The 17,127-nt window shown below is 65.9% G+C and carries 16 protein-coding genes; 15 read left to right on the plus strand and 1 reads right to left on the minus strand.

From position 1 onward, the window contains the following. Position 1 precedes the first annotated feature (1 nt). From R2N03_RS08375 to R2N03_RS08440, 14 genes are read left to right on the plus strand one after another with little or no spacing between them, the layout of a single operon-like run. Positions 2–640, plus strand: a complete 639-nt coding sequence (locus R2N03_RS08375; protein ID WP_012430723.1) for a COG4648 family protein — start codon at positions 2–4, stop codon at positions 638–640. Continuing rightward, a complete protein-coding gene (locus R2N03_RS08380) occupies positions 637–2,310 on the plus strand; it encodes an ApeI family dehydratase (protein ID WP_316657219.1) in 1,674 nt (557 codons plus the stop codon). The genes R2N03_RS08375 and R2N03_RS08380 overlap by 4 nt, the downstream gene beginning before the upstream one ends. Beyond that, positions 2,307–4,028, plus strand: a complete 1,722-nt coding sequence (locus R2N03_RS08385) for a glycosyltransferase family 2 protein (protein WP_316657220.1) — start codon at positions 2,307–2,309, stop codon at positions 4,026–4,028. The genes R2N03_RS08380 and R2N03_RS08385 overlap by 4 nt, the downstream gene beginning before the upstream one ends. Continuing rightward, on the plus strand, positions 4,021–5,619 hold the full coding sequence (locus tag R2N03_RS08390; protein WP_316657221.1) for an HAL/PAL/TAL family ammonia-lyase: 1,599 nt from the start codon (positions 4,021–4,023) through the stop codon (positions 5,617–5,619). The genes R2N03_RS08385 and R2N03_RS08390 overlap by 8 nt, the downstream gene beginning before the upstream one ends. After that, positions 5,606–6,040, plus strand: a complete 435-nt coding sequence (locus tag R2N03_RS08395; protein ID WP_012430727.1) for an acyl-CoA thioesterase — start codon at positions 5,606–5,608, stop codon at positions 6,038–6,040. Before R2N03_RS08390 ends, R2N03_RS08395 begins: the two co-directional genes overlap by 14 nt. Beyond that, the gene (locus R2N03_RS08400) at positions 6,028–6,684 is read left to right on the plus strand and encodes a LolA family protein (RefSeq protein WP_012430728.1); all 657 of its coding nucleotides are present in this window, start codon (positions 6,028–6,030) and stop codon (positions 6,682–6,684) included. Before R2N03_RS08395 ends, R2N03_RS08400 begins: the two co-directional genes overlap by 13 nt. After that, positions 6,681–9,089 (plus strand): MMPL family transporter, encoded by a 2,409-nt coding sequence (locus R2N03_RS08405; protein WP_316657222.1) that lies wholly within the window; start codon positions 6,681–6,683, stop codon positions 9,087–9,089. Before R2N03_RS08400 ends, R2N03_RS08405 begins: the two co-directional genes overlap by 4 nt. After that, positions 9,086–10,267 carry a beta-ketoacyl-[acyl-carrier-protein] synthase family protein gene (locus tag R2N03_RS08410; RefSeq protein WP_012430730.1) on the plus strand — a complete coding sequence of 394 codons (1,182 nt, stop codon included), beginning with the start codon at positions 9,086–9,088 and terminating at the stop codon, positions 10,265–10,267. Before R2N03_RS08405 ends, R2N03_RS08410 begins: the two co-directional genes overlap by 4 nt. Positions 10,268–10,269: 2 nt before the next feature. Then, on the plus strand, positions 10,270–10,743 hold the full coding sequence (locus tag R2N03_RS08415; protein ID WP_316657223.1) for a hotdog family protein: 474 nt from the start codon (positions 10,270–10,272) through the stop codon (positions 10,741–10,743). Next, on the plus strand, positions 10,740–11,468 hold the full coding sequence (locus R2N03_RS08420) for a 3-ketoacyl-ACP reductase FabG2 (RefSeq protein ID WP_316657224.1): 729 nt from the start codon (positions 10,740–10,742) through the stop codon (positions 11,466–11,468). Before R2N03_RS08415 ends, R2N03_RS08420 begins: the two co-directional genes overlap by 4 nt. Then, positions 11,468–12,694, plus strand: a complete 1,227-nt coding sequence (locus R2N03_RS08425; protein ID WP_012430733.1) for a beta-ketoacyl-ACP synthase — start codon at positions 11,468–11,470, stop codon at positions 12,692–12,694. Before R2N03_RS08420 ends, R2N03_RS08425 begins: the two co-directional genes overlap by 1 nt. Next, positions 12,694–13,992: a beta-ketoacyl synthase N-terminal-like domain-containing protein gene (locus R2N03_RS08430; RefSeq protein ID WP_316657225.1), complete on the plus strand. Its 1,299-nt coding sequence runs from the start codon at positions 12,694–12,696 to the stop codon at positions 13,990–13,992. The genes R2N03_RS08425 and R2N03_RS08430 overlap by 1 nt, the downstream gene beginning before the upstream one ends. Beyond that, positions 13,989–14,423, plus strand: coding sequence for a hypothetical protein (locus tag R2N03_RS08435; RefSeq protein WP_316657226.1), 435 nt, complete (start codon positions 13,989–13,991; stop codon positions 14,421–14,423). The genes R2N03_RS08430 and R2N03_RS08435 overlap by 4 nt, the downstream gene beginning before the upstream one ends. A gap of 57 nt (positions 14,424–14,480) precedes the next feature. Next, positions 14,481–14,915 carry a hypothetical protein gene (locus tag R2N03_RS08440; protein ID WP_012430736.1) on the plus strand — a complete coding sequence of 145 codons (435 nt, stop codon included), beginning with the start codon at positions 14,481–14,483 and terminating at the stop codon, positions 14,913–14,915. A gap of 44 nt (positions 14,916–14,959) precedes the next feature. Here R2N03_RS08440 and R2N03_RS08445 read toward each other — a convergent pair whose 3' ends face one another. Continuing rightward, the gene (locus tag R2N03_RS08445; protein WP_316657227.1) at positions 14,960–15,688 is read right to left on the minus strand and encodes a class I SAM-dependent methyltransferase; all 729 of its coding nucleotides are present in this window, start codon (positions 15,686–15,688) and stop codon (positions 14,960–14,962) included. A gap of 151 nt (positions 15,689–15,839) precedes the next feature. On the opposite strand from R2N03_RS08445, the gene R2N03_RS08450 reads away from it, so the two are divergent. Further along, the gene (locus R2N03_RS08450; RefSeq protein ID WP_316657228.1) at positions 15,840–17,099 is read left to right on the plus strand and encodes an NAD(P)/FAD-dependent oxidoreductase; all 1,260 of its coding nucleotides are present in this window, start codon (positions 15,840–15,842) and stop codon (positions 17,097–17,099) included. The last annotated feature ends 28 nt before the right edge of the window (positions 17,100–17,127 follow it).

The following is a 17,127-nucleotide window of genomic DNA, read 5'->3' on the forward strand; positions in this document are numbered from 1 at the left end:
GATGCAGGCGCAATCCGTCGATCCGACCCGCCCGTCCACTTCGCAGCCCCGTTGGCTGCGTGGTGCCGCGCAAACGATGCTGAAGATCGCGTACCCGCTGGTATTGATCGGTGCCTGGCATGTCGGCGCGCCGCGCTATGCGGGCATGGCCCTGCTGGCTTTGCTGTGGATACAGCGGTGGATCGGGGCCGGCAGCGTGTCTTCGCTGCTGCGCCAGCTCACCCCGCTGGATTGGCTGATCGCAGGGGTGCTGACGTGCACGTCGGCGGCTGTCGTCATCACAAACAGCGAGCTGGTTCTGCGCCTGTATCCGGCGCTGGTCAATGCCGGGTTGCTGCTGAGCTTCGCGGCCACCTTGCGTTCAGGCCCGACCATGATCGAAAAATTCGCGCGCATGCGCATGCCTGATCTGCAACCCCGTGCCGTGCGCTACACGCGGCAGGTCACGCAGGTCTGGTGTGTTTTCTTTGCGCTCAACGGCGCGACGGCCGTGATTGCAGCGTTGTACTGGTCGCGCGGTGCCTGGGCGCTTTACAACGGCGTGATCGCCTATGTGCTGGTCGGCGCGCTGATCGTCGCGGAGGCGGCCTACCGCCATTGGGTCATCCGTCCGCACGCACGGCAACCGGAGTCGGCATGATTGCCCTGCGTGCACAGCTGCATGAGGCGCGGCCCGATGATGCCGTGGTTTGCCTCGACGGTGCGGCAACGATGACGTACGGGATGTTCCACGCTCGCGTGGCGGCCTACGCCGGAGCCTTTACAACGCAGGCAACGACGCACTACGCGCTGTGCATCGAGGATCCGTTCGATTTCGCCTGCGCGCTCTTTGCACTGTTTGCGAGCGGCAAGCACGTCGTGATTCCCGCCAGCGCGGCTCCGGCGTATCTGGAATCGCTGGGTACCGCCTTTGACGCGCTCGTGACCGACGCCAGCCTCCGCTCGATCGATCAGCACGCCGAAGCGGTCGTCGGGCCGATTCAACCGCTTGCGCCCATCACCCTGTACACCTCGGGCAGTACCGGCACACCGAAGCCCATCCATAAGACGCTCGCGCAGTTCGATGCGGAAGTCGTGACCCTGGAGCAGCAATGGGGCAGGCAGATCGGCGCTGGCGCCATGCTGGCCAGCGTGCCGCATCACCATATCTACGGGCTGCTTTTCCGCGTGTTCTGGCCGCTGGCAGCCGGGCGTCCCTTCTGCCGTCAGACGCACGCGGAGCCCGCCGCCTTACAGCAAGCGCTTGCGCAACATCCGGTAGCGGCGTTGGTATCGAGCCCGGCGCAACTGGCGCGCTGGCCGGTGCTGCCGCGCTTCGATGTGCTGCCGGCACTGCCGGCGGTGTTCTCATCTGGCGGCCCACTGGATGCAACGGCCGCTGCCGCGTTTGCGGCCACCCACGGCAGCGCGCCGATCGAAGTCTTCGGCAGCACTGAAACAGGTGGTATCGCCTGGCGCCGCCAGGACAGGACGCCTGCATGGCAGCCCTTTGCACGCGTGCAGATCCGCCAGGAAGATGACGGTGCACTGGCAGTGCGCTCGCCGCACCTGCCGCATGACAACTGGCATCGCACCGACGACGCCATCGCGTTCGACGACAGCGGGCGCTTCCTCCTGCGCGGCCGGCTGGACCGCGTCGTCAAGGTGGACGGCAAGCGCATCGCCTTGCCTGAGGTCGAAGACTGGTTGGCCTCTCACCCGTTTGTCGCCCGCGCGGCCGTCACGCTGCTGGCGGGTGCATCGCGAGAAAGGCTCGGCGCGCTGGTTGCGCTCACGCCGGCCGGCGTTGAAGGCTTGCGCACACTGGGCCGCGTATCAGTGGCAAAGACACTGCGCCGGCATCTGTCGACCTATACCGACCCCACGCTGATCCCCCGCCGCTGGCGCTTCTGCATGACGATGCCGGTGGACGCGCGGGGCAAGCTGCCGGCGTCGGTGATTGCCGCCGCCTTCCGGCCCGGCGTGGAAGGTTTCGAAACCCTGTCGCATGCCAGCGATGCCGAGGGCGACCATTACGAACTGCGCGTCAGCCCTGACTTGATCCACTTCAAGGGGCACTTCCCCGGCCTGCCGATCCTTCCCGGCGTGGTGCTGATCGACTGGATCGTTCGCCTCGCTGCGACACGCGATCGCGCGGTGCGCGCAATGACCTCCATCGATCAGCTCAAGTTCATGGCCCCGGTACCGCCGGGCGCGGTGGTGTCGCTGCGCATCGTGCATGAGTCGGAGCGTCGCCGCGTGCGCTTCACTGCCCGGACGGGCGCGCGCGACTGCGCTTCTGGCACGCTGGTCTATCAGGAGGCTGCGTGAAGCTGCGCACTGCCATCGTCATCCCGATCTACAACCACAAGGACGCCATCGGCGATACGGTCGCGCGTCTGGCGGTGCACGGGCTGCCCATCCTCATCGTCGACGATGGCAGCGACGCGCCAACGCAAGCCGTGCTGGCTACGCTGGCCCAGCAATATGCGGGGCAGATCTCGCTGCTGCGTCTGCCCGTCAATGGCGGCAAGGGCGCCGCCGTGATGGCTGGCCTGCGCGCGGCCAGCGCCGCCGGCTATACACACGCCCTGCAGATCGACGCTGACGGCCAGCACGACGCGACCGATGTGCCGCGCTTCCTGGCCGCCGCCACGGCTTCACCCGATGCGATCATCCTTGGCCGGCCCGTCTACGATGAGAGCGTGCCCAAGGCGCGCCTGTACGGCCGTTACGTCACGCACGTGTGGGTGTGGATCGAGACACTCTCATTCGACATCCGCGATGCGATGTGCGGCTTCCGGGTGTACCCGCTCGCGCTCGCGTGCAAGCTGATCGATGACGTTACCCTGCCCACGCGCATGGATTTCGACATCGAGATCCTGGTACGCCTGCACTGGCGGCGGGCGCGCTTCGTGACCCTGCCAACACGCGTGACCTATGCGCCGGATGGCCTGTCGCATTTCGACGTCCTGTGGGACAACATCCGCATCAGCAAGAGCCATACGCGCCTGGTGGCGGGCATGCTGATGCGTCTGCCATTGCTGCTGGCGGGCAGGTGCATGCCGCGCTGGCGTCATCCCTCCGCTCCGGGTGCTGCGGGGGGTTGGTGGCGCATGGCTGAACGCGGCAGCCTGTTCGGCATGCAGTGCCTGGCATTGAGTTGCCGCCTGTTCGGCACGCGTTTCACTTCGTTGTGGCTCTACCCGATCGTCGCGTACTTCCTGCTGACCGGGCGGGCCGCACGGGAGGCCTCGCAGCAATACTTCGCGCGGTTGCATGCCGTCTCGCCAGGAACGGGCACGCCCCGGCCGGGCTGGCTGAGCGCCTACCGCCACATGATCGCCTTCGCGCAATCGGGCCTGGACAAACTGGCAGCCTGGTCGGGCCAGGTGAAGAGCGAGCGCGTCCGTTTCGATGACCCATCCGCGTTTGAAGCGCTCATCGCCAGCGGCCGTGGCGCGCTGGTCATCGGCGCCCACCTGGGTAATCTCGAAATGACGCGTGCGCTTGCTGCACGCAACGGCCACGCCAAGGTGACGGCGGTCGTGTACACCGAGCATGCACAGCGCTTCAACCACGTGCTGGCGCAAGCGCACCCCGACGTCGTCTCGCACCTCATGCAAGTGCAGGATTTCGGCCCCGCCACCGCCATGCTGATGCAGGAGCGGATCGACGCAGGCGAGCTGCTGGTGATCGTGGGCGATCGCGTACCCGCCCATGAATCCGGCCGTACGGTGCAAGCACGCTTTCTCGGTAGCCCCGCACAGTTTGCGCAAGGGCCCTACGTGCTCGCCCACGCGCTAGGCTGCCCGGTCTACCTGTTCTTCTGCCTGAAGACCGGCCAGCAACACACCCTCTATTTCGAGCCGTTCGCCGAGCGCATCGAGTTACCGCGGGCCGAACGCACCCGCCACCTGGGCGCGCTGGCCCAGCGATACGCCGAACGGCTGGAACACTACTGCCGCAAGGCGCCATTCCAATGGTTCAACTTTTTCGATTTTTGGGCGCGTCCCAAAGCCGGGAACAACATGGACGCCCATGGCTGAACACGATCTGAACATGCCTGCACAGGAAGGGGCGCGCTCTCGACTGCCCGCCGTCGTCATCGGCAACCGCCACCTGACAATCGAAGACGTCGTAGCCATTGCGCGTGACGCACACCCGGTGTCGCTCTGCGCCGATACCGCGTGGCGTGATCGCATCGAGCGCGGAGCGCAGTTCCTGCGTGAGCGTCTGGCAGCGGGCGCGACCGTCTACGGAGTCAACACGGGTTATGGCGACGCTTGCCAGGTGAGCGTGCCGGCAGCACTGGTGGAAGCGCTGCCGCTGCAGCTCACGCGCTACCACGGCTGCGGCATGGGCCGCTACCTGGAGCCCGCCGAAACCCTTGCGGTGGTCGCCGCGCGGTTGAACTCGCTGGCGCACGGCTACTCTGGCGTGCGCCATCTTCTGCTGCAGCGGCTGGCGGATCTCATCAACCACCGCATCCTGCCCCGCATCCCGGCGGAAGGCTCGGTGGGCGCGAGCGGCGATCTCACGCCACTCTCCTACGTGGCAGCGGCGCTCGTGGGCGAGCGGGACGTCCTGTTTGCCGGACGCCAGCAGCCCGCCGCCGACGCGTGGCAGCAGATCGGTCACGCGCCAATCACGCTGGCGCCGAAGGAGGGACTCGCCCTGATGAACGGCACGGCCGTCATGACGGGCCTGGCCTGCCTTGCGTATGCGCGCGCCGAACACCTCATCCGGCTGTCTGCCCGCCTGACGGCGCTGGCCACGGTGGCGCTCGACGGCCGCGCCGCGCACTTCCATCCGACCATCTTCCACGCCAAGCCGCATGCCGGCCAGGCCGAGGTAGCAGGATGGATCCGCGACGATCTGGCGCAGTGGGACGACGCATCCGCGCACCGTGTGCAGGACCGCTACTCGATCCGCTGTGCGCCGCACGTGATCGGTGTAGCGCGCGACGCCCAATCGTGGATCCGCCGCGACATCGAGAACGAACTCAACAGTGCCAACGACAACCCGCTGGTCGATCCCGATACGAAGGAGATCCTGCACGGCGGTAACTTCTATGGTGGGCACATCGCGTTTGCGATGGATGCACTCAAGACCGCCGTCGCCAATCTGGCCGACCTGATGGACAGGCAGCTCGCGCTTCTGGTGGATGACAAGTTCAGCAACGGCCTGCCCCGAAACCTGTCGGGTGCCACGGCAGAACGCGCGCCCATCAACCACGGCTTCAAGGCGGTACAGATCTCCTCGTCCGCATGGACGGCAGAGGCGCTCAAGCTGACCATGCCGGCCAGCGTGTTCTCGCGTTCGACGGAGGCACATAACCAGGACAAGGTCAGCATGGGCACGATTGCGGCCCGCGACTGCCTGCGCGTGCTCGAGCTGACAGAGCAGGTGGCCGCCGCCCATACGCTTGCAGCGGTGCAGGCGGTGCGACTGCGCTGCCGGCTGGATCCCTCGATTCAGGTTCCCGCACCCGTACAGGCGTTCATCGCGCGCGTGGGGGCGTTGTCCTCGTTCGTGACCGAAGACCGCCCGCTGGAATCCGACCTGCGCACCGTCGCGCTCGCCATCGAGCAAGGCCGGCTCGGCGATGAACAAGGAAGCCACCATGACCGCACGTGATCTGCCGCCGCTTGTCGCCAGCGCCCGCGTGGAAGTGCCATTCCACGACGTCGACGCCATGGACGTCTGCTGGCACGGCCACTACCTGAAATACTTCGAAATCGGCCGCGCCGCCCTGCTGCGCTGCTTTCACTACGACTACCGGGAGATGCGCGACTCGGGCTTTCTGTGGCCCGTGGTCGAAGCGCACCTCAAGTACATCAAGCCGGCCACGTATGGCCAGCAGATCGAGGTGCGCGCCACGCTGATGGAATACCAAAACCGTCTCAAGATCGGCTACGAGATCGTCGATTGCGCTTCCGGCATGCGGCTGACGAAGGGCCACACCACGCAAGTCGCGGTGTGCGCGCGTACGGGTGAGCTGCAGTTCGTCTCGCCGCCCGTGATGGTCGAACGTGTGGAGCGCGCATGGCCACGCTGATGGGGACCGTACGCGCAGGGTGCATCAGCTTATTGCTGACAACCGCCAGCACATTCGCTCACAGCGCTCCCAGCGCGACGCAACAGAGCAGCGCGCTTGTCTCGCAGGTGGCAGCGCAACTTGCACAGGCCAATGGCGTGCGCGCTCAGTTTGTGCAGACGCAATCGCTGCAGGCCATGCAGCGGCCGCTGGTAAGCAGCGGCACGCTGCTGTTCCTTCGCGAACATGGCGCGATCTGGCGGGTCGAGCAGCCACACCGCATGACGTATGTGATGACGGACGCGGGTGTCACCACGCTCGATGCCGATGACAAGCCCGTGGCGCGCGGCGCACGCAATGCCGCCGGGGTGGCCCAGGTCTCGCGCATGATGCGCGCCATGCTGACGGGCGACCTGTCGGCGCTGTATTCGCAGTTTGACGTCAACGCCCAAGGCAGCGTCAGCCGATGGCATCTGCGGCTGATTCCCGCTCAGCCTCAGCTTGCCCAGGCATTGCGCGGACTTGATCTGGCAGGCGACACCTACGTGCGCAGCATCCGTGTGCAGTCGGCCAATGGCGACGAAACACGCATCGAGTTCACCGGCAGCACGCGCGTGGAGGCACCCAATGCCGCCGAACGCGCCCTGCTTGGGGCGCCCCGATGACGCAGCAGTTGGCGATACGCCCGTCGGTGCAGTCTGCTTGGGCCATCCGGCTCGGCTGGCTCGCGCTGGTGCTGGCCGCCGTGCTCTATTGCGCCGTGCGGCTGCACGATGGCACGGCACTTCAGACGAACCTGCTGGCGTTGTTGCCTGCCACCGAGGCCGATCCGGTCGCGGAACAGGCCGTGGATACGCTGGCGGCATCCCTGGGCGACCGCACCGTGTTCCTGCTCAGCAGTCGCGACGCCGAGCACGCCAAGGCCGCCGCCATTCACCTTGGCGCACAGCTCAAGCGCAGTGGTGCCTTCCGTAGCGTGATTGCCGAGCTTCCGCCATTCGATGCCGGCCAGATCACACGGTCCTACCTGCCCTACCGGTTCGGCCTGCTGAGCGCCGCCGACCGCGCCGCGCTGGATCGCACGTCGACGGCGCTGCCAAGGCTGCTGGCGCAGCGGCTCTATGCGCCCGTCGAGGCCGGCTTGAGCGCCCCGCTGGCCGATGATCCGTTTGGATGGCTCGGGCACTGGCTGGCGGACCTCCCGCTGGCGACGACGCGGCTGGAGCTCGAAGACAACTTCCTCGTCGCACGGCGTGGCGACACGATCAGCGTACTGGTGGCGGGTACGCTCGCTGCCTCAGCCTACGATGCCCAAACCCAGGCCACCGTGCGCAGTGCAGTCGCCCAGGCTCAGCACGCCCTCGCGCAGACTTTTCCCGACGTGACCCTGTTGCGCACCGGCGCGGTCTTCTACGCGGCTGCCGCTCGCAGTGCTTCGGAGCATGAGTTGCATCGGATCGGCATCCTCTCTATGTGCGGGATCGCGCTATTGATGCTGTGGGTGTTCCGCTCGCCGCGCTTTCTGCTGCTTGGATTCCTGTCCACCGGCATTGGCACCGTGTGCGCGCTCGCGACGACGCTGCTGCTGTTCGGCAAGCTGCATCTGCTGACGCTCGTGTTCGGTGCGAGCCTGATCGGCGAGGCGGTGGACTACTCCATCCAGTATTTCGTCACGCACCTCGGCGCCGAAGCCAGCCACGATGCGCGGCGCAGTGCGCGCGATGTCCGCCCGGCACTGCTGGTCGCCCTCGCTACCAGCCTGCTTGGCTATGCGATCCTGGCTGGCGTGCCGTTTCCCGCGCTGCGGCAGATCGCATGCTTTGCCATGGCTGGTATCGGGGCCGCCTATCTGTCGGTTGCCACCCTGCTGCCGGCGCTGCTGCTGCATGCGCCACGACAGCCTCGCCGCACCTACCGCCGCGCGGCGCGTTGGCTGGGGGCTTGGCAGGCAGCGCTGACGAGCCGGAGCGCATGGCTTTGCCTCGCCTTGATTGCCGCGGCCGCGGTGCCGGGCTGGTTGCGCTTGACGAGCGATGACGACATCCACCTGCTGATCCAGCGCGATCCCGAGCTGGCGCAGCAGGAAGCCATCGTGCGCGAAACCATAGGCCTGGAAGGCAGCACGCAGTTCTTCGTCGTACAGGGCAATTCGGCCGAACAGGTGCTGCAACGCGCCGAAGCGCTCCAACGCAAACTGGAAGGCCCGATTGCGGGTGCCCCGATCAAGGGCGTGCAGTCGGTGACACAATTCGTGCCGTCAGCGCGTCAGCAAGCCGAAGACCGGGCGCGCCTCGGCCAGCGCGTCTTCGCAGATCGACAGGCCCTGGCCACCGCATTGCTCGATGCCGGATTTCGCCCGGAAGTCGCTGCCAATTACGTCGATGCCTTCGGCGGCGCCCAGAGCGGTCCGCTGACGGTAGATGCCTGGCTGGCAATGCCTTGGTCGCAGCCCTATCGGCACCTGTGGTTGGGACGGGTGGCCCAGGCGCAAGCGCCGACCTATGCCGCGATCGTCATCCCTGCCGGTGCAACAGTTGCGCAGTTGCCGGCGCTCGCTGCACTGGCTGACGGCGAAGCCGGCATCCGCTTCGTAGACAAGCCCGCGAGTGTCGCCCGCCTGTTCGCGGCTTACCGCGTCGACAGCGGATGGTGGCTGGCCGGCGCGCTCGTGATGGTCCTCGTGCTGTTCTGCGTGCGCTACGGTCCCGCGAACGGTGTACGCGTGACGCTGCCGGTCGTCCTTGCCGTCGGCATCACGTTTGCGGCCTATGGTTACGCCGGCATGCCGCTGAATCTGTTCCATTGGCTTGCCCTGATGCTCGTGCTGGGCGTTGGCGCCAACTACGCCGTGTTCCTGCGTGAAGGCTGTGCGCGTCGGCACGCTGACATTGGCGGCGTGTGGGTTGGCGTGCTGCTGTCGGCGGGGACCACGCTGCTGTCGTTCGGCCTGCTTGGCGCGAGCGCCATGCCGGTGTTGCGCAGCTTCGGGATGACGCTGGCCCTGGGCATCGTCATTGCGGTGGCGCTGGCGCCGCTGGGCATGCCGCTGATCAAGAATCGACACGCATGATGGCTTCTCCCGTCTATCTGCATGCACTCGGCATGGTCAACGCGCTGGGCGATGATGTGGGCGCCATTTGCCTCCGCCTGGCAACCGGGCATGCGCCTGGCATGCTGGCAACCCATCGCCCCGATGGCTCGACAGCCGTCGTCGGACGCGTGCTGGCGCCGCTTGAAGTCCGGCCACCCAGGCAGCTGTCCGCTTACGACTGCCGCAACAACCGGCTGCTGCTCGCCGCGCTTGCACAGATCCAAGCCGAACTGGATGCCGCACACGCCAGGTACGGCCCACACCGGATCGGCATCGTGCTCGGCACCAGCACGTCCGGCATCGATGCGGCAGAGGTTGCACTGCGCCATGCGAAGACGCACGGGACGCTGCCCGAAGCCTTTGACTATCGCCAGATGGAGATCGGCACGCTCGCGCCGTTCGCAGCTGCGGCGCTGGGCGTCACGGGTCCGGCCTATACGGTCTCCACGGCGTGCACGTCCAGTGCCAAGGCCTTCGCATCGGCGCGCCGCCTGCTGCAATTGAACCTGTGTGATGCAGTGGTCGTTGGCGGCGCAGATTCTCTGTGCGAACTGACGCTGCAGGGCTTTGCCTCGCTGGAGTCGACCAGCGCCACGCATACCAACCCGATGAGCCGCAACCGCGCCGGGATCAACATTGGCGAGGGCGCAGCCGTCTTTCTGATGACACGCGAGCCGGGCCCCGTACGCCTGGCAGGCGTGGGCGAATCAAGCGACGCCCATCACATCTCCGCCCCTGATCCGACCGGCGCCGGCGCCGAGCGGGCCCTGTGCGCCGCCCTGGCCGATGCCGGGATCGAGGCCGACGCCCTCGGCTACGTGAACCTGCATGCCACGGCCACGCGCAAGAACGACGAGATGGAAGCGCACCTCATGGCGCGGGTGTTTCCGAACGGCGTACCGACCAGCGGCACCAAGCCACTGACAGGACACATGCTGGGTGCGGCCGGTGCCACCGAACTTGGCTTTGCATGGCTGGCACTCGCGCGCGATGGCACCCCCTTGCCGCGCCACGTGTGGGACGGTGAAGCGGACCCTACCCTGCCCGTGCTCGACCTGATCGAGAACACGCGTCGCCTGGCGTCAGGCCGATACGTGATGAGCAACTCGTTTGCCTTTGGCGGCAGCAATGCGAGCCTGATCCTTGGACAAGGATGAACATGACCGACGCCGAACTCTGCGCCTTGCCGATCGAATCCATCCTGCCCCATCGCGGCAGCATGCTGCTGCTCTCGCGCGTGGACACCTGGGACGAAGAATCGATCGCAGCGGCCGCCGACCTTGATCCGGCTGCCTGGTATGCCGACGCGAACGGCAACATGCCCGCGTGGATCGGCATCGAACTCATGGCGCAGGCCATTGCCGCCCACGTCGGTTTGCTGTCGATGCGAGAGGGCAAGCCGGCGCGGCCCGGCGTGCTCCTGGGGTCTCGCAAGTACGAGACGAGCGTGCCGACGTTCCCGCCAGGCCAGCCGTTGCGTTTGGAAGCGCGTGAACTGCTGCGCAGCGCCGAGGGTCATGGCGCCTACGCGTGCACAATCAGCACTGCTGGGCAGAACCTGGCCACCGCCGTCATCAAGGTGTATCAGCCGACCGATTTCGAAGCATTCATTGAAGGGAGCCTCACGACATGAGCCGCCGTGTTCTTGTGACAGGCGCAAGCCGCGGCATCGGCCGCGCCATCGCCTACCAACTTGCGTCTGACGGATTCGACGTCTCGGTGCATTGCCGCAGTGGCCGCAACGAGGCCGACGCCGTCGTGGCCGACATCCAGGCGCAGGGCGGCAGCGCGCGCGTGCTGCAGTTCGACGTACGCGATCGCCATGCCTGCCGCACGCAACTCGAAGCCGATGTGGAAGCGCACGGCGCCTACTACGGCATTGTCCTGTGTGCAGGCGTCACGCGGGACGCTGCGTTTCCCGCGCTGACCGAAGAGGACTGGGATGTCGTGCTCGAGACCGGCCTGGACGGCTTCTACAACGTCGTCCACCCGCTCACCATGCCGATGGTCCGCGCCCGCAAGGGTGGGCGCATCGTCACCATTGCGTCCGTCTCGGGCGTGATGGGCAACCGGGGACAGGTCAATTACAGCGCCGCCAAAGCCGGACTGATCGGCGCGACGAAGGCGCTGGCGGTGGAACTGGCCTCGCGCAGGATCACCGTCAACTGCGTGGCGCCGGGGCTGATCGAAACCGAGATGCTGTCGCACGTCGAACACCTGGACCATGCCCTGCAGACCGTGCCGATGAACCGTGTGGGCCAGCCGGCAGAAGTCGCCGCGGTGGTCGGTTTCCTGATGTCGGACGCGGCCTCGTACGTCACGCGGCAGGTGATTGGCGTCAACGGCGGGATGATCTGATGCGGCGCGTCGTCATTACAGGCATGGGCGGCGTCACGGCCCTGGGCTCTGCCTGGAGCGAGATCCAATCCGCCATCGAGCAGGGCCGGAATGCCGTGCGCCGCATGCCGGAGTGGGATTACTTCGATACCCTGCACGCCCGCCTGGCCTGCCCGCTGCCGGCCTTCGCGACACCGGCGGAATACCCTCGCAAGAAGACGCGCTCGATGGGCCCGGTGTCTGTGTACGCCGTGCGTGCGAGCGAACTGGCGTTGGCTGACGCCGGTCTGGCAGGCGACTCGTCCATCGCCGATGGCCGCATGGGCGTTGCCTACGGATCGTCATCGGGGTCGGTGCAGCCCATCCGGGCGTTCGGCAGCATGCTCGACACGGGCTCGATGCAAGGCGTCACCTCCAACAGCTACGTGCAGATGATGCCCCACACGACCGCCGTCAACGTCGCGCTGTTCTGGGATCTGAAAGGCCGCATCATCCCGACCTCGTGCGCATGCGCCTCGGGCAGCCAGGCCATCGGTTACGCCTACGAAGCCATTGCCACCGGCAAACAGACCATGATGCTGGCCGGCGGCGCAGAAGAGCTCTCGGCCCCCGCCGTCGCGGTATTCGACACGCTCTACGCCACCAGCACGCGCAACGACGCGCCGCACCTGACACCGCGTCCGTTCGACAAGGCGCGCGATGGCCTCGTGGTGGGCGAAGGCGCGGCCACGCTGGTGCTGGAAGACTACGACCACGCCCGCGCGCGCGGCGCACACATCCACGCCGAGGTGGTCGGCTTCGGCTGCAATTCGGATGGCGCGCACATGACGCAGCCTACCGCTGCCACCATGGGCCAGGCCATGCGCCTGGCACTGCAGGACGCGGCCCTGCCGCAAGAGGCTGTCGGTTACGTGAACGCTCACGGCACCTCGACCGAGTTGGGCGACATCGCAGAAAGCCAGGCCACGGCCGACGTCTTCCGCCCGACCATGCCCATCAGCTCGCTCAAGAGCTACATCGGTCATACGCTCGGCGCGTGCGGCGCGATCGAGGCGTGGTGGACCATCGAGATGATGAAGCGCAACTGGTACGCACCCACGCTCAACCTCGAGAACGTCGACCCGGCCTGCGCACCGCTGGACTACATCGTCGGCAGCGCACGAACCCTTGAGAGCGACTACGTGATGAGCAACAACTTCGCGTTCGGCGGCATCAATACCTCGCTGATCTTCAAGCGCGCCGCCTGATGCTGCCCAGCACTTCGCGCACATCCACCCCGCGTGGTTTACAGGAACGCGTGGTCGTAACGGGCCTGGGCATTGTCAGTTGCCTGGGTAACACGCTCGACGGGGTCGCGGCTGCGCTGCGGGATGGCCGTTCTGGTCTGTCGCACATGCCGGCGTGGCGGGCGATGGGGCTGGGCAGCCAGGTGGCGGGCATCGCTTCCGCTCAGGACGAGCCGCCCTTTGCACGCAAGGTCGATCGCTTCATGGGCGAGACTGCGCGTCTGGCGAGCCACGCCGCACGCAAGGCACTCGTCGATGCAGGACTGGACGCCGCGAGCATGCATTCGCCGCGAGCCGGCATCGTGGCGGGTTCCGGTACTGGCGCGCTGGCCGCCTACGATGCGGCATTGGAGATGGTGCGCGGGCGCGGTGTCGAGCGGGCTTCACCCTACATCGTGCCGCAGGTGATGAGCAGTACCGTATCGGCCAACCTCGCACAGGTGTTCGGCGTGGGCGGCATCTGCTATTCGCCATCGTCGGCATGCACCACGTCGGCTTTGGCGATTGGTCAGGCTGCCCAATGGATCCGCTCAGGCCTGCAGGACATCATGCTGGCTGGCGGCGCCGAGGAGTTGCACGACAGCTACGCGCTGTTCTTCGATGCCATGGGTGCGCTCACCCATGCGTCTGCCGACGCGCCGGAGCGCGCATCGCGGCCGTACGACGTGGCGCGCGATGGTTTCGTGCTGGCATCGGGTGCGGGCATCCTGGTGCTGGAGTCACTGGCGCATGCGCGCGCGCGGGGCGCCCGCATCTACGCCGAACTCACCGGCTTCGGCCAGAGCACCGATGCCGGCTCCATGGTGTCGCCCCGCGCGCAAGGCATCGCCCGCGCCATCCGGGACACCCTCGGCGAGGCGCATATGCCGCTGGACTACATCAATACGCACGCCCCATCGACGCCCGCCGGCGACGTGGAAGAGCTTCTTGCCCTGCGGGCGGTGTTCGGCGCCAAGGTGCCGCCGTTCTCGTCGACCAAGGGGTTGACCGGCCATCCGCCCGGCGCAGCAGGCGTGCACGAAGCCATCTATACGCTGCTGATGATGCGCGACGGCTTCATCGCGGGTTCGACGAGCATCGAAGCCGCCGACCCGGCGGTGGGCGATATGCCGCTGGTACGGCAGACGCGCAGCGCGCGCATCGAACGGGCGCTGTCCATTTCCTTCGGGTTCGGCGGCAGTTGCGCCGGACTGATGTTCGACGCCGCCAACGGCGAATCCTTCACGCAACAACAACAAGTACAGGAATGCTCTCGATGAAAAACCGACTGCTACTGGCCGCCAGTACGCTCGCCATGCTCACCCCGGCGGCGCATGCGCGCACCGAGGTTGTGACCTACCCCATCCAGCCCGTGCTGCAATCGCAGCCGTTCGCACCCGGCGTGGCACTCTATTTCGGTAACCAGGCGCACCCGGCGGTGTTGTCCACCCTGGGCGAAGTCACCAAATCGGCGCATCCGCCGCGCAAGACGGCCACGCAGGTGGAGATCTGCAATGCCACATTGGCCGACGCCCTGCGCCAGCTTGCGAACCCCGCACACGACCGTGGCGCCAATGCCGTCATCAACATCAAGACGAGCTTCCATTCGAACGAAAGCAATGACGAGACGAACTACACCTGTGGCGTCAGCAGCGTGTCGGCCGCGCTGCGCGTGCGCGGCGAGCTTGTCACCGTCGATCCGGCCAAGTAACCCGTCGTCGCAGCACCCTTCCCCAACCCTCGATATCCACCCACCAAGGAGTCTTGAATGAAACGTCACCTGATGCTTGCTGTCCTGTGCGCGGCCACGATGAGCACCGCCTTCGCCCGTAACGATGTCCGCACGTATCCCATTGATGCCGCGCTCAAAAGCGAAGGCGCAGACAAGGTCGGCAGCGACATCGCGCTGGTCTTTGACGGTCAGCAGCACGCTGCGGTCGTGAAATCGATGGGGGAAATCGCCACCAACAAAAAGACCAACGGCGTCGGCCGGAGTGACGAAGCTGCATGCCAGCACGTGTTTCTGTCAGCGGTGCTCACCTTGCAGGAGCGCGCTCGCGAGATGGGCGGCAATGCCGTCATCAATATCAAGAGCAACTACAAGAACAATCTGACTTCCAGCGCGACTGATTTCACATGCGGATCGGGCGCCATCATGTCTGGTGTGGCGCTCAAGGGCGAGGTCGTGACGCTCAAGAAGTGAGCCGCATGGTTGCGCTGCCTGCCAGCCCGACGGGCCGGCAGGCGTCAGGCAAGAGGTTTGACAGCGGCGACGTTGACCAGCGTCTCGCGCCGCTTGCCAGGCTTGGGACGATGCAGGCCCAGACGCTCGAACAAACCAAAGTCGGCTGCCCGGCTCCACCAGAGATACGGCAGCGAAACATGACGCGGCTCGAAATGAAAGCCGCCCGTGCGCAGCATCTGCAGATAACCGTCTGCGCTTTTCTGCACATGCATCGGATGCCGGAACAGCAAGCGGATCACCCAGGATTTGATATACGCATCCGTGGATTCGGCAAACAGCAGCAAGCCGCCCGGTTTCAATACGCGGTGAAACTCAGCCAGCGCGCGCTCCTGCTCGACCAGATGATGAAACGTCTGATGGCAAAACACGATGTCGGCGCACGCATCCGGCAGCGGCAGTGCCGCACAATCGCCCTGCAGGATGTCCACTGGTGTACCGATGGCGCGGGCGGCTTCACGCGCCGCGTCGAGGGATGGCGCGTGACAGTCCACACCGACGATGCGCTGCGGAGCAAACGCTTGCTCCAGCAGGCGGAATGAGATGCCCTGCCCACAACCCACGTCCACCATGACGGGTGCGGCGGGCAGCGGGGTTGTGATCAGACGCCTGAGGTCGTTGATGGCCACACGCAATACATGATGCTCCCACGTGTGCGTGCGCAGAAACCAGACGCCAAATGCGGTTTCCGGAATAGATGAACCAACATGTGCAGGCGTAGACGTAGTTTCCATAATCGAAAAATGACGTGGTGAAAATCGGCGAAGCATGTAAGGCCGGCGCATTGTACCGACAATGAACAACGGTTTTCAAAGCCCATTGAACGACGTAGCATCGCGTTTTATCCCGGCACGCCACCCAACACAATCCATTCACAAATCATCAATGCGTCCAGATATTTCCAACATCGAGAAACACGAGCACATCGACGTCGCCATCATCGGCGCGGGCCCTTCGGGTGCGGTGGCGGCGGCCCTGCTGCGAAAGGCGGGGCGCAATGTGCTGGTGCTCGAACGCCAGCATTTTCCACGGTTCTCGATCGGCGAGAGCCTGCTGCCGCAAAGCATGGCGTATCTGGAACAGGCAGGAATGCTGCAGGCGGTGGTGGAAGCCGGATTCCAATACAAGAACGGCGCGTATTTTGTCCATCATGACAAAAGCGCCGCGTTTGATTTTCGCGATAAACATTCGGCGGGCTGGGGTACGACATACCAGGTCGAGCGCGCGACGTTCGACCAGGTCCTGATCGACTGTGCTGTGCAACAAGGTGCGGAGGTACGCTTCGGCCATACCGTGCGTGCCATGCACACGGGTGATGCCCCCGTGCTGGAAGTGGAGGACGAGGCAAGTCAGGCCTATGCCGTCCACGCCCGCTTCGTGCTGGATGCCAGCGGCTTCGGCCGGGTGCTGCCGCGCTTGCTGAACCTGGAAGCCCCGACCGGCATGCCGACGCGCGCCGCGCTGTTCTCGCACGTGCGCGACGCCCTGCCCGCCGGCAGCACCGACCGCGACAAGATCTGCATTGCCGTGCACCCCGATCGTCGCGATGTCTGGTACTGGATGATCCCGCTGGCCAACGGCCGCTCGTCTGTCGGCTGCGTGGCCGAAGCCAGCTTCCTCGATGTGCCGGAAGCCGAGCGTGAAGCGACGTTGCGTCGCCTCGTCCAGGCCGAGCCGAATATCGGCGCACTGATCGGCGACGCGCCATTCCTGATGCCGGTGCGGCAGATTGGCGGCTACTCGGCCAACGTCGAGCGCCTGTATGGCCCTGGCTATGCGCTGCTGGGCAATGCGGGGGAGTTTCTCGATCCGGTGTTTTCCTCGGGCGTGACGATTGCGCTGCGCTCGGCGGAACTGGCCGCGCGTACCCTCGTACGCCAGCTCGATTGCAAGGCCGTGGATTGGCTTGCCGACTATGACCGCCCGCTGCGCAAGGGTGTCGACACATTCCGTGCCTTCGTCGAGCGCTGGTACACGGGCGAACTGCAGGACATCATCTTCCACCCGCGCCACTCGCCTGGCATCCGCCGCATGATCAGCGCGATCCTGGCCGGCTATGCCTGGGACGAGACCAATCCGTTCGTCGCCGACCCGGTGCGGCGTCTCAATACGCTGCACGAAGTCTGCCGGATGGAAATGGCCTGACAGGCCGACCCGCAACGCTCGCCTGGCC

It is taken from the genome of Ralstonia condita (genome assembly GCF_958405655.1).
In the GTDB taxonomy this organism is placed as follows: domain Bacteria; phylum Pseudomonadota; class Gammaproteobacteria; order Burkholderiales; family Burkholderiaceae; genus Ralstonia; species Ralstonia condita.